This is a genomic window from Streptomyces sp. NPDC054770 (assembly GCF_053611985.1).
On sequence record NZ_JBSHBL010000125.1, the window covers coordinates 1 to 22,176 of the forward strand.

23 protein-coding genes are annotated in these 22,176 nt (G+C 69.4%); 4 read left to right on the forward strand and 19 right to left on the reverse strand.

From position 1 onward, the window contains the following. Positions 1-112: 112 nt before the first annotated feature. The 10 genes from tatC to ACWGKQ_RS49220 all read right to left on the reverse strand — a co-directional run bounded on the left by tatC (position 113) and on the right by ACWGKQ_RS49220 (position 8,654). Complete coding sequence (gene tatC, locus ACWGKQ_RS49175; RefSeq protein ID WP_453298634.1) at positions 113-1,057, reverse strand: twin-arginine translocase subunit TatC; 945 nt, start codon at positions 1,055-1,057, stop codon at positions 113-115. A gap of 47 nt (positions 1,058-1,104) precedes the next feature. Then, on the reverse strand, positions 1,105-1,389 hold the full coding sequence (gene tatA / locus ACWGKQ_RS49180) for a Sec-independent protein translocase subunit TatA (RefSeq protein ID WP_453298635.1): 285 nt from the start codon (positions 1,387-1,389) through the stop codon (positions 1,105-1,107). Between the two features lie 261 nt (positions 1,390-1,650). Then, positions 1,651-1,845 (reverse strand): hypothetical protein, encoded by a 195-nt coding sequence (locus ACWGKQ_RS49185; RefSeq protein ID WP_453298636.1) that lies wholly within the window; start codon positions 1,843-1,845, stop codon positions 1,651-1,653. 9 nt (positions 1,846-1,854) lie between these two features. Continuing rightward, entirely contained in the window at positions 1,855-2,115 is a 261-nt protein-coding gene (locus ACWGKQ_RS49190) for a hypothetical protein (protein ID WP_453298652.1), read from the reverse strand. A gap of 114 nt (positions 2,116-2,229) precedes the next feature. After that, complete coding sequence (locus ACWGKQ_RS49195) at positions 2,230-3,240, reverse strand: helix-turn-helix transcriptional regulator (protein ID WP_453298637.1); 1,011 nt, start codon at positions 3,238-3,240, stop codon at positions 2,230-2,232. A gap of 19 nt (positions 3,241-3,259) precedes the next feature. Continuing rightward, positions 3,260-4,237 carry a helix-turn-helix transcriptional regulator gene (locus ACWGKQ_RS49200; RefSeq protein ID WP_453298638.1) on the reverse strand — a complete coding sequence of 326 codons (978 nt, stop codon included), beginning with the start codon at positions 4,235-4,237 and terminating at the stop codon, positions 3,260-3,262. A 206-nt stretch (positions 4,238-4,443) separates the two neighbouring features. Further along, positions 4,444-4,815, reverse strand: coding sequence for an FKBP-type peptidyl-prolyl cis-trans isomerase (locus ACWGKQ_RS49205; RefSeq protein WP_453298639.1), 372 nt, complete (start codon positions 4,813-4,815; stop codon positions 4,444-4,446). A gap of 92 nt (positions 4,816-4,907) precedes the next feature. Continuing rightward, a complete protein-coding gene (locus ACWGKQ_RS49210) occupies positions 4,908-5,909 on the reverse strand; it encodes an FKBP-type peptidyl-prolyl cis-trans isomerase (RefSeq protein ID WP_453298640.1) in 1,002 nt (333 codons plus the stop codon). 114 nt (positions 5,910-6,023) lie between these two features. Beyond that, on the reverse strand, positions 6,024-7,385 hold the full coding sequence (gene pafA / locus ACWGKQ_RS49215; RefSeq protein WP_009297738.1) for a Pup--protein ligase: 1,362 nt from the start codon (positions 7,383-7,385) through the stop codon (positions 6,024-6,026). A gap of 9 nt (positions 7,386-7,394) precedes the next feature. Then, positions 7,395-8,654: an MFS transporter gene (locus ACWGKQ_RS49220; RefSeq protein WP_453298641.1), complete on the reverse strand. Its 1,260-nt coding sequence runs from the start codon at positions 8,652-8,654 to the stop codon at positions 7,395-7,397. 87 nt (positions 8,655-8,741) lie between these two features. On the opposite strand from ACWGKQ_RS49220, the gene ACWGKQ_RS49225 reads away from it, so the two are divergent. Beyond that, positions 8,742-9,758: a LacI family DNA-binding transcriptional regulator gene (locus tag ACWGKQ_RS49225; RefSeq protein ID WP_453298642.1), complete on the forward strand. Its 1,017-nt coding sequence runs from the start codon at positions 8,742-8,744 to the stop codon at positions 9,756-9,758. 80 nt (positions 9,759-9,838) lie between these two features. Here the strand turns inward: ACWGKQ_RS49225 and prcA are convergent, their stop codons facing one another. The 6 genes from prcA to arc all read right to left on the reverse strand — a co-directional run bounded on the left by prcA (position 9,839) and on the right by arc (position 16,058). Next, the gene (gene prcA, locus ACWGKQ_RS49230) at positions 9,839-10,603 is read right to left on the reverse strand and encodes a proteasome subunit alpha (protein WP_453298643.1); all 765 of its coding nucleotides are present in this window, start codon (positions 10,601-10,603) and stop codon (positions 9,839-9,841) included. A gap of 71 nt (positions 10,604-10,674) precedes the next feature. Next, positions 10,675-11,520 (reverse strand): proteasome subunit beta, encoded by an 846-nt coding sequence (gene prcB / locus ACWGKQ_RS49235; RefSeq protein ID WP_453298644.1) that lies wholly within the window; start codon positions 11,518-11,520, stop codon positions 10,675-10,677. Then, entirely contained in the window at positions 11,472-12,077 is a 606-nt protein-coding gene (locus ACWGKQ_RS49240) for an endonuclease VII domain-containing protein (RefSeq protein ID WP_453298645.1), read from the reverse strand. Before ACWGKQ_RS49240 ends, prcB begins: the two co-directional genes overlap by 49 nt. 49 nt (positions 12,078-12,126) lie before the next feature. Beyond that, positions 12,127-12,345: a ubiquitin-like protein Pup gene (locus ACWGKQ_RS49245; protein WP_453298653.1), complete on the reverse strand. Its 219-nt coding sequence runs from the start codon at positions 12,343-12,345 to the stop codon at positions 12,127-12,129. A 190-nt stretch (positions 12,346-12,535) separates the two neighbouring features. Then, positions 12,536-14,047 (reverse strand): depupylase/deamidase Dop, encoded by a 1,512-nt coding sequence (gene dop / locus ACWGKQ_RS49250; RefSeq protein ID WP_453298646.1) that lies wholly within the window; start codon positions 14,045-14,047, stop codon positions 12,536-12,538. Between the two features lie 244 nt (positions 14,048-14,291). Further along, positions 14,292-16,058: a proteasome ATPase gene (gene arc, locus ACWGKQ_RS49255; protein ID WP_453298647.1), complete on the reverse strand. Its 1,767-nt coding sequence runs from the start codon at positions 16,056-16,058 to the stop codon at positions 14,292-14,294. A gap of 537 nt (positions 16,059-16,595) precedes the next feature. Here arc and ACWGKQ_RS49260 point away from each other — a divergent pair. After that, positions 16,596-16,901 (forward strand): ferredoxin, encoded by a 306-nt coding sequence (locus tag ACWGKQ_RS49260; RefSeq protein ID WP_453298648.1) that lies wholly within the window; start codon positions 16,596-16,598, stop codon positions 16,899-16,901. Between the two features lie 51 nt (positions 16,902-16,952). Here the strand turns inward: ACWGKQ_RS49260 and ACWGKQ_RS49265 are convergent, their stop codons facing one another. The 3 genes from ACWGKQ_RS49265 to ACWGKQ_RS49275 all read right to left on the reverse strand — a co-directional run bounded on the left by ACWGKQ_RS49265 (position 16,953) and on the right by ACWGKQ_RS49275 (position 20,354). Continuing rightward, entirely contained in the window at positions 16,953-17,534 is a 582-nt protein-coding gene (locus ACWGKQ_RS49265) for a hypothetical protein (RefSeq protein ID WP_453298649.1), read from the reverse strand. A 238-nt stretch (positions 17,535-17,772) separates the two neighbouring features. Next, on the reverse strand, positions 17,773-18,675 hold the full coding sequence (locus ACWGKQ_RS49270; protein WP_089103073.1) for a tRNA (adenine-N1)-methyltransferase: 903 nt from the start codon (positions 18,673-18,675) through the stop codon (positions 17,773-17,775). A gap of 173 nt (positions 18,676-18,848) precedes the next feature. Then, positions 18,849-20,354: a site-2 protease family protein gene (locus ACWGKQ_RS49275; protein ID WP_453298650.1), complete on the reverse strand. Its 1,506-nt coding sequence runs from the start codon at positions 20,352-20,354 to the stop codon at positions 18,849-18,851. Between the two features lie 140 nt (positions 20,355-20,494). Here ACWGKQ_RS49275 and ACWGKQ_RS49280 point away from each other — a divergent pair, with 140 nt between their 5' ends. Beyond that, entirely contained in the window at positions 20,495-21,436 is a 942-nt protein-coding gene (locus tag ACWGKQ_RS49280) for a RecB family exonuclease (RefSeq protein ID WP_453298651.1), read from the forward strand. 16 nt (positions 21,437-21,452) lie between these two features. Further along, positions 21,453-22,124, forward strand: coding sequence for a response regulator (locus ACWGKQ_RS49285; RefSeq protein ID WP_030608351.1), 672 nt, complete (start codon positions 21,453-21,455; stop codon positions 22,122-22,124). Positions 22,125-22,176 lie beyond the last annotated feature (52 nt).

The following is a 22,176-nucleotide window of genomic DNA, read 5'->3' on the forward strand; positions in this document are numbered from 1 at the left end:
CAACACCACAATTACCCCGGCCCGCTTTTTTTTTTTAAACCCCACCCCCGCAGGACGACGGGGGGCCCGCGGCGGGGGCGGCGCCCACCTCTCGATGGCTGGGGTCGCCCTGTCAGGTCACGTCGTCGTAGCCGTTGACCCGCTCCGGGGCCTCGGGCAGCGCGCGGCTCGCGGAGACGGTCTCGACCTCGCCGATGTCCTCGGGCGTCAGGTCGAGGTCGGAGGCCTCGTCGTCGTCGGGGGCTTCGGCCTCGCGGCGGCGCTTGCGCCGGTCGTTGATGAGGGAGAACGCGACCGCGCCGAAGTAGAGCACCCAGATCGGCCCGGCGAGGGCCAGCATGGAGAGCGGGTCGGTGCTCGGGGTGGCGACGGCCGCGAAGATCGTGATGCCGAGGATCATCGCCCGCCACCAGCCGAGCATGCGCCGGCCGGTGATGATGCCGGTGAGATTGAGCATCACCAGGAGCAGCGGCAGCTCGAAGGAGAGGCCGAAGACGACCACCATGCGGGTGACCAGCTGGAGCAGGTCGTCCAGGGGCAGCAGGTTGCTCACACTGCGCGGGGTGAACTGGAGGAGCACCTTCGCGGTGGTCGGCAGGACCTTGTAGGCGAAGAACGCGCCGCCGAAGAAGAGCGGGACGCCGGTGGCGACGAACGCGTAGGCGTACTTCTTCTCGCTGCGGTGCAGACCGGGCGCGACGAAGGCCCACAGCTGGTACAGCCAGACCGGCGAGGCGAACACCACACCTGCCATCAGCGAGACCTGGAGGGCCAGCGTGAAGGGCGCGAGCAGGCCGTTGATCGTGATCTGCGCGCAGGGATGCGAGTCGGACTTGGCCCTGGCCAGTTCCCCGAAGGCCTGCTCACAACCGACCGAGTCGAGGACCGGCCTGGTGAGGAAGTTGATGATGTCGTTGTAGAAGAAGGCGGCGACCACCGTCACAATGACGATGGCCAGCATGGCCTTCGCGAGCCGGTTGCGGAGCTCGCGAAGGTGATCCGCGAGAGGCATCCGCCCCTCGGGATCCTTCTCCTGCTTGCGGGCAGACTTGGGCAACCCACGTCCTCATCTCGTGCGGCAGGCCGGGAGCTACCGGCCTTGCGTCAGCGCTGGGTGGTGTCCGACGGCTCGTTGACCGGGCGGGAGCTGGTCACGTCACCGGGGGAAGCCTGGATGGTGCGCTGGGCCTGGACCTGCTCGCCGGAGGCGGGCGCCTGGGCGGAGGTGCTGGTGTTGCCCTCTTCCTTCATCGCCTTGGCCTCGCTCTTGAGGATGCGCGCGGACTTGCCGAGCGAGCGGGCCATGTCCGGAAGCTTCTTCGCGCCGAACAGCAGGATGACGACGACAAGGATGAGAATGATCTCGGGGGCTCCGAGCCTTCCGAACATAAGTCTTTACCTTCTCACCGAGGCGGCTGGGTTGGGATGCTGTCCGATCCGTCGGACAAGCGTCCGAGTGATCGTGCTGTCAGCGATCGTAACGCTCAGGGGTAAACGTCAGGCAATCCCCGTGCGTACTCCCGGTCCGCGGAACGGGCCTCGTTCTCCGTGCCGCGTTCAGCAGCGTACCCGCCCCTGCGGGCGCCGTGACAGGGCGAAGTGACACAAACCGCTTGTGGCCCACTACTCACACCCCTCGCACAGCGGGGGTCACAGCGTGTCCACAGTACGGGCGGCACTGGCGGCCGCCCGCTCCAGGTCCTCGGCGGCCCGGTTGATCCGGCGTGCCGAGTCCGCGACCTGCGCCCCCAGCTTTCGCGCCTCCAGGAAGACCCGGACGGCGAGCACGCCGAGCACGGCGAGACCCACGAAACCCACAGCTACCGCGACCATCGCCCAGAACATGGGCCGAGCCTAGACGGTGGGGTTCAGCCGCAGGGTCCTGACCCCGCCGTCGGTGAGCAGCTCGACGATCCGCTCGCCGGCGGGCTTGCGGACGGCGGACCCGCAGTCGGGGCAGGTGAAGGAGTAGAACGTCGTCTTGCTGGTGGCTCCGACGGCCAGCCGCAGGGCGCTCGCGGTGAGCTCGAAACTGCCGTGGCAGTGCGGGCAGCCGGCTCTGAAGACCACGGGGACCACGCGTCTCATCCCGGCGAAGGCGGCCGCGACCGTCATCTCCCGCGCACCCGCGCCGCCGGAACCCGAAGACTCGTCCAGAACCCCGGAAGACTCGTTCAAAGCCTTTGCCCCTCCTTCTTGATCGTTCGCCTTCGGAGCGCCTCCGACGGCTCACTCATGCCCTTCCTCATCGCCGTGCACTGCGTGGTCGTACGCCGCCAGTGCCTCGCGGGCCGCCCGGCGGGCGCTGTCGGCCAGCTCGGGCGGTGACACGATCCGGCCGTCGCCGCCGAGCCTGAGCGCCAGCCGGCGCAGGGAGGCCGGATCGGGGGTGCGCAGGCTAATACGCAGCCCGCCGTCGGGAAGCTCATCCGCGCTGTCGTGCGGGTAGTACTCGGCGACCCAGCGGCCGGCCGGGCCGACCTCGACGACCACCTCGGGGTCCTCGGCGGCCGGCTGCACCAGGGCCTCGGACAGGTCGCGCAGCTCGATCTCGGGGGGTGCGGACGGCTCGTCGAGGATCTTGATCTCGGCGACCCGGTCGAGCCGGAAGGTGCGCCGCGCCTCGGAGCGGCGGCACCAGGCCTCGACGTAGGTGTGGCCGACGCTGACCAGGCGGATGGGGTCGATCTCGCGCTCGGTGAGCTCGTCGCGGGCCGGGGAGTAGTAGCGGATCCACAGCCGGCGGCGCTCGGCGATCGCACGGTCCACGTCGGCGAAGACGCCGCCCTCGGACTCGAAGGTCACCGACAGCCGGGCACTGGCGTCGCCCGCCTCGCCGGCCGCGGTCTCCACCTTGGCGGTGGCCCGCAGCAGCGCCTGCCGGTCGCCCTCGCGCAGGCCGGGCAGGGTGGCCACCGCACGGGCGGCGACCAGGAGCGCGGTCGCCTCGTCGGCGGCGAGCCGGAGCGGTTCGGCGGCCTCCTCGCCGAGCGCGGCCGCGTTGTGCCACCAGATCCGCTCGCCGTCGGTGTCGATGTCCAGCAGATCGCCGCCGCGGAAGCTGGTGCCGCACATGGGCAGCACGTCGAGGTCGGAGACCAGCTCGTCCTCGGTGATGCCGAAGGCGCGCGCCACGTCCGCGATCCGGGCGCCGGGGCGCTCGCGCAGGTAGGTCACCAGGGAGAGCATCCGCCGGGTCTGGTCGATGGCGTTCACGGGCCTGACCGGTTTGCCTGCCACTGCCTTGCTCAGCTCCCCCTCAGCCCTTGGCCACGGCACGCAGCCGGTCCAGCACGTCGGCCCGCAGCTCGGCCGGCTCCAGGACCATCACGTCCGGCCCGAACTCCACGAGCCAGGCGTCCAGCCCGTGCCCGTACGGAATCTCCAACTCGTCCCACCCGTCACCGAGTTCCCGCACCGCCGTGGCCTTCGCCCGAAGGGGGTACCCGGACCCCGGGCGCAGCCGGATCAGCGCGGAGCGGTCGGCGATCTCCCCGGCCCAGCTCGCCACGGTCTCGCGGACGGTGACGACGTCCGGGACCGGCACGGTGAAGGCGGTGCCCCGGGAGCGGACCCTGCCGGTGATCCGGGACAGCCGGAACACCCGCTCGGCACCCCGGTCACGGTCCCAGCCGGCCAGGTACCAGTGGCCGCGCCAGCACTCCAGGGCCCACGGCTCCACGTTCCGGGTCTCCGGGTGGGCGGCGGTGGCCTTGCGGTAGTCGAAGACGACCGGGCGGCGGTCCCGGCAGGCCAGCATCAGCGGTTCGAAGGCGGCCTCGTGCACGGGGATCCGCGGCTCCAGGGCGCCATGGGCCTCGTACGGGTCGACGTCCTCCGGGAGGCCTGCCGCGCGCAGCTTCTGGAGGGCCCCGCTGGCGGCGCCGGCCAGCCGGGCCTGCTGCCAGACCTTGGCGGCGAGCCCGAGGGCGGCGGCCTCCTCGGCATCCAGGGTGATGGGCGGCAGGCGGTTGCTGCCGCGGCGCGCGAGATAGCCGACCTCGCCGTCCAGGTTCTCCACGGTCTCGATCACCAGTCCGAGTTCACGGAGGTCGTCCTTGTCCCGCTCGAACATCCGGTTGAAGGAGTCGTCGCTGCCCGCCGCACCCTTTCCCGGCCCGGAGGCCTCGACGTAGGCCTCGATGGAGTCCCGCAGCTCACGCTTGCTGAGCGGCCGCCGCGTCCCCAGCAGGCACAGCGCCAGGTTCATCAGCCGCTCGGCCTTGGCAATGGCCATCGACGCCCTTCGCCTTCCCTATGGTGCTCCTGACCGATGACCGTACCGCTCCGGAGTGTCACGGCAAAAGCCAGTCCAAACAATGAGGACCGAAACGGACACGGCATGACAAACGACGAGGGCCCGCGCACATGGCACGGGCCCTCGTCCAGCCGGTTTCCGACCAGGAACGGTCCACGCCCGACGGCGCCGACCGGGTACCGGGATCAGACCGCGATCAGGTCCACGACGAAGATCAGCGTCTCGCCGGGCTTGATCGCCGGCGTCGGGCTCTGGTTGCCGTAGGCGAGGTGGGCCGGGATGGTCAGCCGGCGACGGCCACCGACCTTCATGCCCTGCACGCCCTGGTCCCAGCCCTTGATGACCCGGCCCCCGCCCAGCGGGAAGCGGAACGGCGCGCCACGGTTCCAGCTGGCGTCGAACTCCTCGCCGGTGCTGAACGCGACACCCACGTAGTGCACGGTGACGGTCTGGCCCGCCTGGGCCACCTCGCCGTCACCCTCCCAGATGTCCTTGATCTCCAGGTCGGCCGGGGCCTCGCCCTCGGGGAAGTCGATCTCGGGCTTGTCGATGTTCACGTCTTGGGCTCCTGCTTGTGTACGACTCGGAACCCGGACAGTCTTTCATCCCCGCCCCGGTACCGCCCGCAGGACCACATCGACCGCATCGACTACATCGCCGCAAGAATGTCCACCGTGAACACCAGCGTCGAACCCTTCTTCACCACACCACCGCTCGGCGGGTTGTTCCCGTAGGCCAGGTCCGGCGGGGTGACGACCACGATCCGGCTGCCCACCTTCTTGCCGGTGATCCCCTGCGCCAGCCCCTTGACGACCTGCTGCATCTGCTCGACCGAGAACTGGGCCAGCCGCCCGCTCTCATACGTCTGCTCGAAGACCTTGCCGCTGTCCCAGACCTCGCCCCTGAACTGGCACAGGACGGTCTGCGCCGACTTCACCTCCGGGCCGTCCCCCTCCAGCACGTAGTTCGACACCAGCTTCTTCGGCGGGTCGACCTTGGGGATGTCGATCGACGGGGCCTTGCCGTCCGTGTTCGTACCGACCTTGGGAAGCGCGGCGTCGGTCTGGGCGACCTCCTTGCCGGTGCTGGAGCTCTTCGAGTTGAACGAGTTCAGCACGTCCACCACGAACACCAGCGTGTCGGTGCCCTTGATCCCCGCCTGCGAGTTGCCCGCGCTGCCGTATCCCCAGGTCGGCGGCACGGCCATCAGCACCCGGCTGCCCACCTTCTTCCCGGCCAGCCCGTACCGCCAGCCGTCGATGATGCTGCCCGCGGCCAGCTGCATGAGCAGCGGCGTACGGTCGTACGACTGGTCGAAGACCTTCGCCGTGGACCAGATCTGCCCCAGGTAGTTGGCCTGGATGAAGTCGTTCTCCGCGACCGTCTTGCCGCTGCCCGCGATCACCGTCTTGACCGCCAGGTCCTTCGACGGGTCCCCGCTGCCCTTGGCGACCGTCGGCTTCTCGTCGAACTTCGTGCCCGCCGTGATCGCCGGCAACGGCCCGTCCACGATCTTCGGCGGCGGAACCGAGGCGGAGGCCGACGGAGAGGCACTCGCCTTGCTGGAGGAGGACGACTTGCCGTCACCGCACCCGGCGAGCGTGACCAGTCCCGCGGGAACAGCGGCAAGGAGAAGAGAGCGTCGGCGCACGGAAGAGCCTCGTAATCGGTCGATCTTGCGGATGGCGTGCGCGCAACTCTACGACGTGACAAGGGCGCCGTACGGAAAACGTACGGCGCCCGTGTGGCGTTGTGTGGCGAACGCTCACATACCGGCGATGAGCTTCTCCACCCGGTCGTCGACGGAACGGAACGGGTCCTTGCACAACACGGTGCGCTGCGCCTGGTCGTTGAGCTTCAGATGCACCCAGTCGACCGTGAAGTCCCGCCGCTGCTCCTGGGCCCGCCGGATGAAGTCACCGCGCAACCGCGCCCGAGTCGTCTGCGGCGGCACCGACTTGCCCTCGAAGATCTTCAAGTCATTGCAGATCCGCGCGGCTTGACCCTTCTTCTCCAGCAGGTAATACAGACCACGACGACGGTGAATGTCGTGATAAGCGAGGTCTATCTGCGCCACGCGCGGATGAGACATGGTCATGTTGTGCTTGGCCCGGTACCGCTCGATGAGCTTGTACTTCATCACCCAGTCGATCTCGGTGCCGATCCGGTCCAGGTCCTCGGCCTCGATCGCGTCCAGGGTCCGGCCCCACAGCTCCAGCACCTGCTCGACCGTGCCGGTGCGGATACCGCGGCGCTCGCAGAAGTCCACGGCCTTCTCGTAGTACTCCCGCTGCACCTCGAGCGCGGAGGCCTCCCGGCCGCTGGCCAGGCGCACCTTGCGCCGGCCCGTGATGTCGTGGCTGACCTCGCGGATCGCCCGGATCGGGTTCTCCAGGGTCAGGTCCCGCATCACCGTGCCCGCCTCGATCATGCGCAGCACCAGGTCGGTGGCGCCGACCTTCAGCAGCATGGTCGTCTCGGACATGTTCGAGTCGCCGACGATGACATGCAGCCGGCGGTAGCGCTCGGCGTCCGCGTGCGGCTCGTCGCGCGTGTTGATGATCGGCCGGGAACGGGTCGTCGCCGAGGAGACACCCTCCCAGATGTGCTCCGCCCGCTGGCTCACGCAGTACACCGCACCGCGCGGCGTCTGCAGCACCTTCCCGGCGCCGCACAGCAGCTGCCGGGTCACCAGGAACGGGATGAGAATGTCCGCGAGCCGGGAGAACTCCCCGTGCCGCGCCACCAGATAGTTCTCGTGGCAACCATAAGAGTTGCCCGCCGAGTCCGTGTTGTTCTTGAAAAGGTAGACGTCGCCCGCGATTCCTTCCTCATGCAGGCGTCGTTCGGCGTCCACCAACAGTCCTTCGAGAATGCGCTCGCCGGCCTTGTCGTGGGTGACCAGTTCGATCACATTGTCACACTCGGGTGTCGCGTATTCCGGATGTGAGCCCACGTCGAGATAGAGCCGGGCGCCGTTCCGCAGAAAGACATTGCTGCTACGGCCCCATGACACGACACGGCGGAAGAGGTACCGCGCCACCTCGTCAGGCGACAGGCGGCGCTGTCCCCTGAACGTGCACGTGACGCCGTACTCGTTCTCCAGCCCGAAAATGCGGCGGTCCATGACTGAACATTACGCCCGATCCCCTGAGCTGAAACGGGGTTCGACAGCACGATTTGGATCATTTTCCGAACCGGCCGCAACCACCGCACCCCCACCGGGAGCTGCGAGGACCCGTCCCGTGACCGCCAGGACCAGCAACGACACACCCCCCGCCGCACCCGGCACGGCGAACCCCCACAGGGCCCCGCCCGCCTCGACCACCGGGCCCGCCAGGCCCGTTCCCACCGACGCCCCCACTGTGAACGTCGTCACAAGCCAGGAGAAAGCCTCGGTGACCGTACCGCTCGGCGCATGCCGGTCCACCAGCACGAACGCACACGCGATCGCCGGCGCCAGGAACACCCCGGCCAACACGGTCAGCAACACCATGGCCACCGCACCCGGCATCAACATCAGCGGCAGGTAACACACCGCCAGAAAAGCCACCAGCCACCGCAGTCGCCGCGCCGGCTCCCCCGCCCACCGCCGCGCCCCGTACACCGTGCCCCCCAGCAGCGCACCGAGCCCCAGAGCGGCCATCATCCAGCCGTACACCACATCACCCCCGTGGCCGTCCGCGTACGGCACCGACGCGACCGTGATGGAACCCATCGCGACCCCGACGAACAGGAACGCGGCCAGCAGGGCCAGCAGCCCGGACGAACGCAGCGCGCCCAGCCAGTGCGCCTCACGCGGAGCCGAACGCCACGCGCGCGACGGCGGCGAGACCACCACCGAGAGCGCCCCGAGCACCCCCACCACGTTCACGACCAGCAGCGCCGCCTGCGCCGACCACAGCGACACGCACAGCGTCACCAGCAACGGCCCCACGGTGAACATGACTTCCTGCGCCACCGCGTCCATCGCGTACGCCGTGTGCACCCGGTCACCCTCGCCCAGGACACTCGGCCACAGAGCACGCAGACCGCCCTCCAGCGGCGGCGTGCACAGCCCGGCCGCCGCCACGGCCGCACAGGCCACCGGCAACGGCTCGACACCCGTGAAGGCGAAGACCGCCATCGCGACGGCCGACGCGAGCGCCGCGGGCAACTGGACCCGCGGCTGCCCGCACAGGTCGACCAGCCGCCCGAGCACCGGCTGACCGACCGCGTTGGCCACGCCGTACACCGCCGCGAGCACCCCCGCCAGGCTGTACGTACCGCCCTCCGCACGCACGAACAGCACGATCGCGAGGGCGGCGGTCGCGTTCGGCAACCGGCCCACCAGCGTCCCCGTCAGCAGCCGGGCCGCGTGCCTCGCCCTGAGGATCTCCAGGTACCCCGCGGCCATGTCCCACCTCCAAGTGTTACGTATAACCCCGTCGCCCATACGTACCATGTGCGCTGTTCACACGTCCAGACGAAGGAGCCCACCCCCGTGCCACGCAGCAGCACGCGACCGACCAGCCGCGACGTCGCCCAAGCCGCCGGCGTCTCCCAGGCGGCCGTGTCACTCGTGCTCGGCGACAAATGGCGCGGCCGCGTCTCCGAGACCACCGCCGAACGCGTCCGGGAAGCCGCCCGCGACCTCGGCTACCGACCCAACCTCGCCGCCCGCAACCTCCGCCTTGGCCGCACCCGCACCGTCCTCCTCGTCGTCCCCGCACTGACCACCGAATTCTTCGCCGGCGTCTACACCGGCGCCGCCCGCATCGCCGCCGCACACGGCTTCGGCCTGGTCCTCTACCCCTCCCCCGAAGGCATCGGCCCCGCCCGCGACCCCTTCGCCTCCGCGCAAGCCGCCCTCGACGGCGTCATCGCCTCCTCCATGGCCGCCGACGCCCTCACCGCCATCCGCGGCGACCAACTCCCCCTCGTCATGCTCGACAGCGACCCGGGCGGCAGCCTGGGCGCCGCCACCGTCAACCTGGACATCGCCGACGGCGTACGCCAGGTCGCCGACCACCTGCTGGCCCTCGGCCACCGCCGCTTCCTGCACCTGGCCGCGGACATCCCCTCCTGGACCTTCGAAGTACGCGCCCGCGAACTGGCCGCCCGCACCGCAGCCACGCCCGGCACCTCCGTCCACACGGTCCACGCCCCCATCTCGATCGAAGGCGCCCGCACCGCCACCGAAGCAGCCCTCACCGCACCCGGCCCCCGACCCACCGCCCTCGTCTGCGACGACGACAAACTCGCCGCCGGCGCCTACAAAGCCCTGCGCCGCCAAGGCCTGCGCATCCCCGACGACATCTCCGTCACCGGCCTCGACGACCTCGCCCTCGCCACCGCCATCGACCCCGAGCTCACAACCGTCCGCCTGGACGCGGAACTCTTCGGCGAACGCGGCATGCAAGCCCTCCTCGCCGTCCTGGACGGCCGCGAACCCCAGCACGGAGACATCCCCGTCGAGCTGGTCGTACGGGGCTCCACAGCCCCACCACGGCCGTCATAGCCGCACACACGCCCGCGCCCCGTCCGGTGACCACCGGACGGGGCGCGCAGAGCGGGACCGACACAAGCCGATACGAAGAGTTACTCGACGTCGCCGCCGGACTCCTCCGCCTCCGCCTCCTCGGCCTCGGCGGCCGTGGACGCACCGCCCGCCTCCAGCAGCCGACCCAGCTGCGGGCCGACGATCCGCTTGAACTTGCGCTGCTGCGGACGCGTACGGTCCAGCACCGCGACCTCCAGACGCTCCGCGGGAATCTCCCGCTGCGTCCCGTTCGACTCCCGCGACAGAGCCGTCACAGCCAGCTTCAGAGCCTCCGCCAGAGTCATGCCCTCCCGGTGCTCACGGTCCAGATAGGTACTGATCTGCTCCGCATTGCCACCGACGGCGACCGAACCGTGCTCATCCACAATCGAACCGTCGTGCGGCAACCGATAGATCTGGTCACCCTCCGGGGTCTCCCCCACCTCGGCAACGACCAGCTCCACCTCGTACGGCTTCTCCGCAGCCGACGAGAAGATCGTGCCCAACGTCTGCGCGTACACGTTCGCCAGACCACGGGCCGTCACATCAGCACGGTCATAGGTGTAACCACGCATGTCGGCATAGCGCACACCGCCGATCCGCAGATTCTCGTACTCGTTGTACTTGCCGGCGGCCGCGAAACCGATCCGGTCATAGATCTCGCTGAACTTGTGCAGCGCACGGGACGGGTTCTCACCGACGAACACGATGCCGTCGGCGTACTGGAGCACAACCAGGCTGCGGCCACGCGCGATGCCCTTGCGGGCATACTCGGCACGGTCCGCCATCGCCTGCTGAGGTGAGACATAGAACGGCGTCGACACCGGTATCCGACCCCTTCCTTAGGGTTCCGTCGAAGTCACTGGGATCACCTTGATAAGAACGCCGACGCTCCCTAGAGCAGCGCCGCGCGCGGACCGTCCGGCTCCTCCAGACGGCGCGCCAGCACCGCACGGGCAAGCTCGGACGACTCGTCGTCGGTGAGCCGGCGGAAACCACCGTCGGTGATCACGGTGATGATCGGGTAGATCCGGCGGGCGACATCGGGACCACCCGTCGCCGAGTCGTCGTCGGCCGCGTCGTACAGAGCCTGCACCACCAGCGTGGTCGCCTGCTCCTCGGTGAGATCGTCACGGAACAGCTTCTTCATCGCACCGCGCGCGAAGATGGAGCCGGACCCGGTGGAGGCGAAGTTGTGCTCCTCGGAACGGCCGCCCGTCACGTCGTACGAGAAGATCCGCCCCTTGCCCCGGTCCACGTCGAACCCGGCGAACAGCGGCACCACCGCGAGCCCCTGCATGGCCATGCCGAGGTTGGACCGGATCATCGTCGACAGCCGGTTCGCCTTGCCCTCCAGGGACAGCTGGGCGCCCTCGACCTTCTCGAAGTGCTCCAGCTCCAGCTGGAAGAGCTTCACCATCTCCACCGCGAGACCGGCGGTGCCGGCGATACCGACGGCCGAGTACTCGTCGGCCGGGAACACCTTCTCGATGTCCCGCTGCGCGATCACGTTGCCCATCGTCGCCCGACGGTCACCGGCGAGCACCACGCCGCCGGGGAAGGTGGTCGCCACGATCGTCGTCCCGTGCGGCGCCTCGATCGCACCCTGCGTGGGCGGCAGCTGCCGCCTGCCGGGCAGCATCTCCGGCTGGTGGTCGGAGAGAAAGTCCATGAACGAAGAGGACCCAGGCGTCAGGAAGGCAGCTGGTAGACGCCCGGTGCTACGAGTGTTGGCTTCCACGCGTTTCCTTCCACGTATGCTGCAGCCCGCCTTATGACTTCGGGCTGATCCTTGAACTGCCCCAGCGCGGCATTGCAGCTGAAGCACAGTACGCCACGGACCCTACCCGTCTCATGGCAGTGATCCACATGCGCGGCGGGGGCGGATAGGCAGATACAGCAGACGCCCCGTTGCGAGGCGATCAGCGCGTCCCGCTCGGCCTCGGTGAGACCGTACTTGCGCTTGAAGTAACTGACCCGGTTTCGCTCCGCACGGCATGCACGGCAGTAACTCGCCCAGCCGTCCGACGAAGTCTTGTTGCGCTCCCATTCGGAGTGCGGCTTCACGACCTCGCACTGCGGGCACCGCTTGTGCCCAGCCGGGACATCCACCTTCTCTCGGACGGTCTTCCCGATGGCCTCCCGGCGACGCCGGTAGTGCGCGGCGCCGTACTCCGCCACGCACTCTCGGCAATGCACCTGGAGGCCATCGCGCCGGTTCCTGTCGCGCGCGAACGCCGCAGGAGGCAGATCCCGCCCGCACTTCCTGCAGTGCTTCGCGTTCGGCCCCTCAACCACCCAAGCCCCCCGAGCCCTTCATTTCGAAGGCTACGCGACCGATCGGCCTTTACTCTCCGCCTTTTTGAACGAACGACCTCACGAAATCCTCGGCGTTCTCCTCAAGTACGTCATCGATTTCATCGAGGACGGAGTCGACGTCGTCGCTCAGCTTCTCGTGCCGCTCCTTGAGGTCCTCCGAGGCCTGCGACTCTGCCGCCTGCTCCTCGACCTCCTCGGTGGAGTGCGTCGCCTTCTGCTGTCCGCCGCCGGTGTCCTTGGTTGCCATAACCCTCACCCCGCTCAGTTCGCCCGTCATGGGTCGACAGGTCGGCTTCCTGCCGATTCGGTGATGATCAGACCCTACAAGCCGGGTCCGACATCGGCCCCGCAGTTTCTCCAACCTACGGGGGCCACCTCGATGATTCCCGGGCGCCGGGGTTTTGACCCCGGTCGCCCGGTGTGCTCCGGGTACCCGTTCAGCCGCCGGAGAGGACCCTGACCAGGTCTTCTGCGGTGCGGCAGCGGTCCAGGAGCTCCTTGACGTGATTTCGCGTTCCGCGTAGCGGTTCCAGGGTTGGGACGCGCTGGAGGCTGTCGCGGCCCGGGAGGTCGAAGATGACCGAGTCCCAGCTCGCGGCGGCGACGTCGTCGGCGTACTGCTCCAGGCAGCGGCCGCGGAAGTAGGCCCGGGTGTCCTCGGGCGGGCTGGTGCGGGCCCGTTCCACGTCGGCCTCGTCCAGGAGCCGCTTCATGCGCCCGCGGGCCGCGAGGCGGTTGTACAGGCCCTTCTCGGCCCGCACGTCGGCGTACTGGAGGTCGAGGAGGTGCAGCTTGGCGGCGTCCCAGTCGAGGCTGTCGCGGCGACGGTAGCCCTCCATGAGCTCCAGCTTGGCGACCCAGTCGAGCTCTCCGGAGAGGCTCATGGGGTCGCGTTCGAGGCGGTTGAGGGTGTCTTCCCAGCGGGCCAGGACGTCCTTGGTCTGGTCGTCGGCGTCGGCGCCGTAGCGCTCCTCCACGTATTTGCGCGACAGCTCGTAGTACTCCATCTGGAGCTGGACCGCGGTGAGTGTGCGGCCGCTGCGGAGGGTGACCAGCCTCTTCAGCGTCGGGTCGTGGGAGACCTGGTGGAGGGTGCGTACGGGCTGGTCGACGGCGAGGTCGACGGCGATGAAGCCGTCCTCGATCATGGACAGGACCAGCGCTGTCGTGCCGAGTTTCAGGTAGGTCGAGATCTCCGACAGGTTCGCGTCGCCGATGATCACGTGGAGGCGGCGGTACTTCTCGGCGTCGGCGTGGGGTTCGTCGCGGGTGTTGATGATGGGCCGTTTGAGGGTGGTCTCCAGGCCGACCTCGACCTCGAAGTAGTCCGCGCGCTGGCTGAGCTGGAAGCCGTGTTCATGGCCGTCCTGGCCGATGCCGACGCGGCCGGCGCCGGTGACGACCGGACGGGAGACGAAGAAGGGGGTGAGGTGGCGCACGATGTCCGAGAAGGGGGTTTCCCGCTTCATCAGGTAGTTCTCGTGCGTGCCGTAGGAGGCACCCTTGTTGTCGGTGTTGTTCTTGTAGAGGTGGATGGGCTGGGCACCGGGGAGCTGGGCGGCCCGTTCGGCGGCCTCGGCCATGATGCGTTCGCCGGCCTTGTCCCAGAGGACGGCGTCGCGGGGGTTGGTGACCTCGGGCGAGCTGTACTCGGGGTGGGCGTGGTCGACGTAGAGGCGTGCTCCGTTGGTGAGGATCACGTTGGCGAGGCCGATGTCCTCGTCGGTGAGCTGGCTGGCGTCGGCGGCCTCGCGTGCGAGGTCGAAGCCCCGGGCGTCCCGCAGCGGGTTCTCCTCCTCGAAGTCCCAGCGGGCCCGGCGGGCCCGGTGCATCGCCGCCGCGTAGGCGTTGACGATCTGGGACGAGGTGAGCATGGCATTGGCGTTGGGGTGGCCGGGGACGGAGATCCCGTACTCCGTCTCGATGCCCATTACTCGCCGTACGGTCATGCGGCCCTCCTTGCCCGGCGGAGCCCTCGGTCGTGGGCTCCGCTCGCGTACCGCTGGCGCTCCGGTGCGTGTGCGGTGCCCGTCCCCGCACTGCGCGACTCGGCGGTAGGAAAGAGCCTAGAACGCCTCTGCGCTGGTGGGGAGATCATTTGCGTCATTGCCTTGCTCGCCTCGGTTCCGGTTTTGGCCGGAAAAACAGTCGGCTGCGGGTACCCGGCGAGGGCACCCGCAGCCGCCCTGTGTTTTACAGGTACTGTCCGGTGTTCGCCACCGTGTCGATGGAGCGTCCGGTGTCCGCGCCCTGCTTTCCGGTGATGAGGGTACGGATGTAGACGATCCGCTCGCCCTTCTTTCCGGAGATCCGGGCCCAGTCGTCGGGGTTGGTGGTGTTGGGCAGGTCCTCGTTCTCCTTGAACTCGTCCACGCAGGCCTGGAGGAGGTGGGAGACGCGGAGACCCTTCTGCTTGTGTTCGAGGAAGTCCTTGATCGCCATTTTCTTGGCGCGTCCGACGATGTTTTCGATCATTGCGCCGGAGTTGAAGTCCTTGAAGTAGAGGACTTCCTTGTCGCCGTTGGCGTAGGTGACTTCCAGGAAGCGGTTTTCCTCGGATTCGGCGTACATGTGTTCCACGGCCGTCTGGATCATGCTTTCGACGGTGACCGACTTGCTGCCGCCGTGTTCGCCGAGGTCGTCGGAGTGCAGCGGGAGGCGTTCGGTGAGGTACTTGCCGAAGATGTCCTTGGCGGCCTCGGCGTCGGGACGCTCGATCTTGATCTTCACGTCGAGTCGGCCGGGGCGCAGGATGGCGGGGTCGATCATGTCCTCGCGGTTGGAGGCGCCGATGACGACCACGTTCTGGAGGCCTTCGACACCGTCGATCTCGGCGAGGAGCTGGGGGACAATGGTGTTCTCCACGTCCGAGCTGACGCCGGAGCCGCGGGTGCGGAAGAGGGATTCCATCTCGTCGAAGAAGACGATGACGGGGGTGCCCTCGCTGGCCTTCTCCCGTGCGCGCTGGAAGACCAGGCGGATCTGCCGCTCGGTCTCGCCGACGTACTTGTTCAGGAGCTCGGGGCCCTTGATGTTGAGGAAGAAGCTCTTGCCGGCGGCCTGGCCGGTGACCTCGGCGACCTTCTTGGCCAGCGAGTTGGCGACGGCCTTGGCGATGAGCGTCTTGCCGCATCCGGGGGGTCCGTAGAGCAGGACGCCCTTGGGCGGGCGCAGTTCGTGCTCCTTGAACAGGTCCGGGTAGAGGTACGGGAGCTCGACCGCGTCGCGGATGGCCTCGATCTGGCCTCCGAGACCGCCGATCTGCTCGTAGCCGATGTCGGGGACCTCTTCGAGGACGAGTTCCTCGACCTCGCTCTTCGGAACGATCTCGTAGACGTAGCCGGAGCGGGGTTCGAGCAGCAGGGCGTCGCCGGGGCGGATGGTGACGTCCAGCAGCGGCTCGGCGAGCCGCACCACCCGCTCCTCGTCGGTGTGCCCCAGTACGAGGGCGCGCTCGCCGTCCTCGAGGATCTCCTTGAGGGTGACGATGTCGCCGACGCGCTCGTATTCCATGGCCTCGACCACGTTGAGCGCTTCGTTGAGCATGACTTCCTGGCCGCGCCTGAGGTCGTCCAGGTCAACGCTTGGGCTGACGTTCACCCGCAGTTTGCGGCCGCCGGTGAAGATGTCGGCGGTGCCGTCCTCGTTCGCCGTGAGGAAGACACCGAAGCCGGCCGGCGGCTGTGCGAGTCGGTCGACCTCTTCCTTGAGGGCCACGATCTGGTCGCGGGCCTCGCGGAGGGTGTTCGCGAGTCGCTCGTTCTGGGCGGACACGCCGGCCAGGTTCGTCTGTAGCTCGACGATCCGCTCTTCGAGAATCCTCGTGTGTCGCGGAGAGTCGGCGAGCTTGCGTCGCAGGACGGCGATCTCCTGCTCAAGATAGGCGATCTGCTCGGACGGGTCGTCGGACCCTCGTCCCGGGCGGATGCCGCGGTTCATGTCGTCGTCGTGGGCTGCCACGGTCCTCACCTCCTCCAAGGGGAGCTGGACGCTTCCAGACCCTACCTGGGTGGGTGTCGATTGAAACCCCTAGATCACAAAGACTGTCAAGGTGTGTCGTCGGTCACCCATCGCGTTCTCCCTCGTGCCGGGTGGATACCCACTCAACGCGATTCAGAAGCCGCGTGTTCCAGGCCTGGAGTGGTCAAAACCCTTCGTGACTGACCGGAGTTGTCCGCTCCAATGCCGGTTCAGGGGTTGTGCCCCGGTGGCGGATTTCTTACACAGAGCGACCGGGCGGATGTGGTGCGTGTGCACGGGGGCGGGTCGTGGGTTGGCTCGAGTCGATCGATCCGGTGACCGGGTCCCGCCGTCCCGCGCGGCGGGACGCGCCGTGCGCGCGGGCTCGGGGCGCGGGCGGAGAGGATCCGAGGGGGCGTGAGGAGGGTGCGCGGGCGGTTGCGGGCCGGAGGTAGGGTCGAAGGCGTTCAACACCCGCCGGGGCGGGACCGGGTGATGCCCGGGTCCGGCCGTCCGGCGCTTTCGACGGCAGGAGAGATGACCGTGCAGCAGGAGGCCCTGGCCGGCGATGAGGCGCTCGAGGTCTGGATCGACCAGGATCTGTGTACGGGTGACGGGATCTGCGCCCAGTACGCCCCGGAGGTGTTCGAGCTGGACATCGACGGCCTGGCCTATGTGAAGGGCTCGGACGACGAGCTGCTCCTCGCGAAGGGTGCGACGGTGCCGGTGCCGCTGCCGCTGCTGACGGACGTGGTGGACTCGGCGCGGGAGTGTCCTGGCGAGTGCATCCATGTGCGCCGGGTCGCGGACCGTGTCGAGGTGTACGGGCCGGACGCGGAGTGACTTTCCGGCCACTCCGCGTGGTGCCGGCGGGCGGGCGGGCCGGCTCGTCTGTCAGACGCTGTGGGCGGCCGCGGGGGTGGAGCGGACGAACGCGTGGCCGTTCCACTGCCACTTGGCGCTGGACTTCAGGTCCGGGCAGCAACTGGGCACATTGTCCGAGGAATAGCCGAGCAGGGTGGCGGTGACGGCTTTCCCGGTGACGGCGAAGTCGGTCACGGTGAGCCGGTCCTTGGGGTCGACCAGGGTGGCGACCACGCGGGGGCGGGTGGCACCGGCGGCCTGGGTGAGGACGTAGACGCCGTCGGGCGGGGTGCCCATGGCCGAGTCGCAGTGGACCACCGCCACGGTCTCCGGCCTGCCGTCGCCGTCGAGGTCGCCGGTGGCCTTCTTGACCACGAGTTCCTTCACCGGGCCGCAGTCGAGGGGGAAGTCCACGCCGGTGGTACTGGGCGGCGCGGCGGCCGCGGGGGCGGGCTTCGTCTCGGCTGCGGCGGCGGGCTGGGCGGCTCTGGCCGAGCCCGGCTGGAAGAGGGACGACAGAGCGACCACGCCGGCCACTGCGGCGGCGGTGGCCAGCCAGTGCATGGGGCGGGTGTCGGTGTGAGCGAGCTCCGGGACCACGGATTGCTGCACTAGGAGTGTCTCCTGTGAGGCCTGTGCCGGTGGGGGTGGCCTGCATCGTGCCACACGTCACAGTGGGGAGGGAACGGCGGGGTGGGCTTTCGCGGGCGGTGGGGTTCCGCGGTCCTGTGGTGGGGTCTGCGACGGCGTGTGTGGTGGCGTCAATGTGCGAGCGCCGCGGCCGAGTTCCGGTGTTGTCCGGGGAACTCGGCCGCGGCGTTCAGATGTTGGCGCGGCAGCGGGGGCGGGCTCAGCGGCCGGCGCCGCCGTCGGCGTTGGGGCCGTCGTAGTCCTCGCCGTAGGCGCCCTTTGCGGGGCGGCGGCGGCGCATGGGCGGCTCGACGCCGTCGGCGAGGCGGCGGGCGGTGAGCAGGAAGCCGGTGTGGCCGATCATCCGGTGGTCGGGGCGGACGGCGAGGCCTTCCACGTGCCAGTTGCGGATCATCGTCTCCCAGGAGGTCGGCTCGTTGAAGCAGCCGATCTCGCGGATGGACTCCACGGTCCGGGCGAGCTGGGTGGTGGTGGCGACGTAGCAGCAGAGGATGCCGCCGGGGACGAGCGCCTTGGAGACCGCCTCCAGGCATTCCCAGGGGGCGAGCATGTCGAGGATGACCCGGTCGACGTCGGTGTCCGAGAGGTTGTCCTGGAGGTCGCCGACGGTGAGCTGCCAGGCCGGGTGCGGGCCGCCGAAGTAGCGCTCGACGTTCTGCTGGGCGATCTCGGCGAAGTCCGCGCGGCGCTCGTAGCTGTGCAGCATGCCCTGGTCGCCGATGGCCCGCAGCAGGAAGCTGCTGAGCGATCCGGAGCCGACGCCGGCTTCGACGACGCGGGCGCCGGGGAAGATGTCGGCGAAGGAGAGGATCTGGCCCGCGTCCTTGGGATAGACGACGGCTGCCCCGCGGGGCATGGACAGGACGTAGTCGGGGAGCAGGGGGCGCAGCGCGAGGTAGGCGACGTTGCCGGTGGTGCGGACAACGCTGCCCTCGGGAGCGCCGATCAGTTCGTCGTGCGGGAAGGAGCCCTTGTGGGTGTGGAAGTTCTTCCCGGCTTCGAGCGTGAACGTGTAGTGACGGCCCTTGGGGTCGGTCAGCTGTACCTGGTCCCCGACCTTGAAGGGCCCGCGCCTGCGGGCGGCACCGGTCGGTTCGGACATGTGAACAGCCTACCGGTTCCCTGCGGGGGGCCTGACCGGCCTGACCGACAGGTGGGGCGAGGGTGGGTGCGTCAGGTGCGGGCCGTCTGTGGTTGCTCGCGCCCACGCGGCGGTAGCCGCATATCGATACAGCCCCGCGCCCCTTCCGGGGCGCGCTTGGCCGCGGGGCGCTGTCAGGCAGGCCTTGCCATTGCTCTGACGAAGGCTCGTTCGACGTCCGCCGCCGACAGGACGCCGTAGATCTCGCCGGTCTCCTCGACCACCAGGTACTCGGTGGCGGGGGTGGCGCGCAGGACGTCGAGGAGTTCCTCGCCCGCGAGTTCCGCGGAGACCCGCATGCCGTCGGTGAGGTCCTGGGCGAGGCCGCTGACGGCGACCCAGGGGCGGCGGTGTTCGGGTACGCCGACGATGGCGGCCTCGCGGACGAGGGAGAGGGGGTTGCCGTCGGCGTCGACGACGACCAGGGCGCGGGCGCCGGCCGCGTTGGCACGGCGCAGGGCTTCGGAGAGGGGGGTGTCGGTCTCGACCGGGACGGCCCGCCGGGTCAGGGTGCGGGCGCGCAGTTCGGGGAGGTGTTCGCGGAGCCGGGCCATGCGCAGGCTGTTGCCGGCGCCGGTCCAGATGATCGCGGCGAGGATGGCGGCGAGCAGGGCGTCGGTGACGGCGTCCATGCCGTTGCTGTCGTCGGTGCCGCCGCCGAAGGCGCCCCAGTGGTTGAGCAGCGGGAGGCCGATGAGGACGGAGACGGCGAGGGCACGGCCCACCCAGGCGGCGGCGACGGTGCCGCTCATGGGCTTGCCGGTGATCTTCCAGACGACGGCGCGGAGCATCCGGCCGCCGTCGAGGGGCAGGCCGGGCAGGAGGTTGAAGGCGGCGACGATGAGGTTGGAGACCATCAGGCCGGCCAGCAGGACGCCGGCGACGGTGCCGGGCTCGACGGGCTGCATGGCGAGGTAGAAGAGGCCGGAGAGGACGAGGGAGAGCAGCGGGCCGACGAAGGCCAGCACGAACTCCCGTCCGGGGGTCTCGGCCTCTTTCTCGATCTCGGAGACGCCGCCGAAGAACTGGAGCTGGATGCGGCGGACGGGGAGCTTGAAGCGGATCGCGGCGACGGTGTGGGCGAGTTCGTGGACCAGGACGGAGGCGTAGAAGGCGATGGCGAAGAAGAGGGAGACGAGGTAGCGGGCGGCGCCGAGTTCGGGCAGCACGCGGCCCAGTTGGCCGCCGAAGACCCAGGTGATCAGTGCGGCGACGACGAACCAGCTGGGGGCGACGTAGACGGGGACGCCGAAGGGGCGCCCCATGAGCAGCCCGCCGCCGGGTTCCTTGGGCCGCTGCGGCGGTTGGCCCTTGGCGATGCCGGCGGTCTGCGCTCGGGCCGGCCCGTCGTCCTCGCCGGGGGCACCAGGAGTACCGGGGGCGGCTGCGGGCGAGTCCCCGCGCGTCCCGGGGGGTTCCGGGGTGGTGTCGGCGGGTGGTGCGGGCGCGGGCTCCGGCGTTTCCGGCGGCTCCGTTCCCTCCGGCCGCTCTGTGTCCTGCGGCGGCTCCGTGCCCTCCGGCGATTTCGTGCCCTGCGGCGTTTCCGGTGCTGCCGGCTTCTCGTCGGGTGTGCGCTGCGTCGGCTCGGCCGGTTCGGCGTTGTCCGACCGGGGCTGCCCGCTGCCGCCGCTCACGTCCACGGTGTCCCCTCGTTAGATATGTCGTCTGTGGTCGATGGTATGCGGCCGTCGTGGGGTGTTCCGCCCCGGCACCCCCTGTGTTGGCCGGGGCGCCGTGCGGGTTGGGTGACTGTCAGTGGCGGGCCGTATGGTCTGTGGTCATGGACAGCAGCATCGAGGACGGCGCGCAGGATCGGGGCGCGGTCGTCGCGCAGGGGGAAGGGCCGGTCACGGCGGTGGCGGGGAGGGCTGCCGGGCCGCCTGTCTCGCTGTCGCCCTCGCGGGCCAGTGACTTCATGCAGTGTCCGTTGCTGTACCGGTTCCGGGTGATCGACCGGCTGCCGGAGAAGCCGAGCGAGGCGGCGACGCGGGGGACTCTGGTGCACGCGGTTCTGGAGCGGCTCTTCGACGCGCCCGCGGCGGAGCGGACGGCGCCGCGGGCCAAGTCGCTGATCCCGGGGCAGTGGGACCGGCTGCGGGAGTCCAGGCCGGAGCTCGGGGAGCTGTTCGCGGAGGATCCGCAGGGCGAGCGGCTGGCGCGCTGGCTGGGTGAGGCGGAGCAGCTCGTGGAGCGCTGGTTCACGCTGGAGGACCCGGTCCGGCTGGAGCCCGTGGAGCGGGAGCTGTTCGTGGAGACCGAGCTGGAGTCGGGGCTGCGGCTGCGCGGGATCATCGACCGGGTCGATGTGGCGCCGACGGGTGAGGTGCGGATCGTCGACTACAAGACGGGCAAGGCGCCGAGGCCGGAGTACGCCGAGGGCGCGCTGTTCCAGATGAAGTTCTACGCGCTGGTGGTGTGGCGGCTGAAGAACGTGGTGCCGAGGCGGTTGCAGCTGGTCTATCTCGGCAGCGGCGATGTGCTGACGTACGACCCGGTCCTCGCCGATCTGCAGCGGGTGGAGCGCAAGCTGCTCGCGCTGTGGGAGGCGATCCGGGAGGCGACGGAGTCGGGTGAGTGGCGGCCCCGCCCGACGAAGCTGTGCGGCTGGTGCGACCACCAGGCGCACTGCCCGGAGTTCGGCGGTACTCCCCCGCCGTACCCGCTGCCGGTCAGGTCGGCGGAGTCCGGGGACCTCGCGCAGGGCAGAATGGGCGCGGACTAGCAGAAGGAGACTCACCGTGGCCATCCGCGTCCTACTGGTCGACGACCAGCCGCTGCTGCGTACCGGGTTCCGGATGATCCTGGAAGCCGAGCAGGACATCGCGGTCGTGGGCGAGGCCGGAGACGGCCTTCAGGCTCTCGACCAGGTGCGCGCCCTCCAGCCCGATGTGGTGCTGATGGACATCCGGATGCCGCGGATGGACGGCGTGGAGGCGACCCGGCAGATCACCGGTCCCGGCCGGGACGGCCCGGCGAAGGTGCTGGTGCTGACCACGTTCGATCTGGACGAGTACGTGGTGGAGGCGCTGCGCGCGGGGGCCAGCGGCTTCCTGCTGAAGGACGCGCCGGCCAACGAGCTGGTGCAGGCGATCCGGGTGGTGGCGAACGGCGAGGCGATGCTGGCGCCGAGCATCACGCGCCGGCTGCTGGACAAGTACGCGACGCATCTGCCGTCGGGCGAGGAGCCGGTGCCGGACACCCTGCACACTCTCACCGACCGTGAGGTGGAGGTGCTGAAGCTGGTGGCGCGGGGGCTGTCCAACGCGGAGATCGCGGCAGACCTGTTCGTCAGCGAGACCACGGTGAAGACGCATGTAGGGCATGTGCTGACCAAGCTGGGGCTGCGGGACCGGGTACAGGCGGCGGTGTACGCGTACGAGAGCGGTCTGGTGCGCCCCGGCGCTCAGTGAGCGGGCACCTGCACCTACGGCAGGAAGGGCGCCCCACTCCGTGGAGTGGGGC

Bases quoted from the DNA above. Each gene is read 5' to 3' on its own strand.
- dop (WP_453298646.1), bottom strand. From the start codon at position 14,047: ATGACCGTACGGCGAGTAATGGGCATCGAGACGGAGTACGGGATCTCC.
- ACWGKQ_RS49245 (WP_453298653.1), bottom strand. From the start codon at position 12,345: ATGGCAACCAAGGACACCGGCGGCGGACAGCAGAAGGCGACGCACTCC.
- tatA (WP_453298635.1), bottom strand. From the start codon at position 1,389: ATGTTCGGAAGGCTCGGAGCCCCCGAGATCATTCTCATCCTTGTCGTC.
- pafA (WP_009297738.1), bottom strand. From the start codon at position 7,385: ATGGACCGCCGCATTTTCGGGCTGGAGAACGAGTACGGCGTCACGTGC.
- ACWGKQ_RS49260 (WP_453298648.1), top strand. From the start codon at position 16,596: ATGACCGTGCAGCAGGAGGCCCTGGCCGGCGATGAGGCGCTCGAGGTC.
- ACWGKQ_RS49185 (WP_453298636.1), bottom strand. From the start codon at position 1,845: ATGTTCTGGGCGATGGTCGCGGTAGCTGTGGGTTTCGTGGGTCTCGCC.
- ACWGKQ_RS49220 (WP_453298641.1), bottom strand. From the start codon at position 8,654: ATGGCCGCGGGGTACCTGGAGATCCTCAGGGCGAGGCACGCGGCCCGG.
- ACWGKQ_RS49280 (WP_453298651.1), top strand. From the start codon at position 20,495: ATGGACAGCAGCATCGAGGACGGCGCGCAGGATCGGGGCGCGGTCGTC.
- ACWGKQ_RS49200 (WP_453298638.1), bottom strand. From the start codon at position 4,237: ATGGCCATTGCCAAGGCCGAGCGGCTGATGAACCTGGCGCTGTGCCTG.
- ACWGKQ_RS49270 (WP_089103073.1), bottom strand. From the start codon at position 18,675: ATGTCCGAACCGACCGGTGCCGCCCGCAGGCGCGGGCCCTTCAAGGTC.
- ACWGKQ_RS49190 (WP_453298652.1), bottom strand. From the start codon at position 2,115: ATGACGGTCGCGGCCGCCTTCGCCGGGATGAGACGCGTGGTCCCCGTG.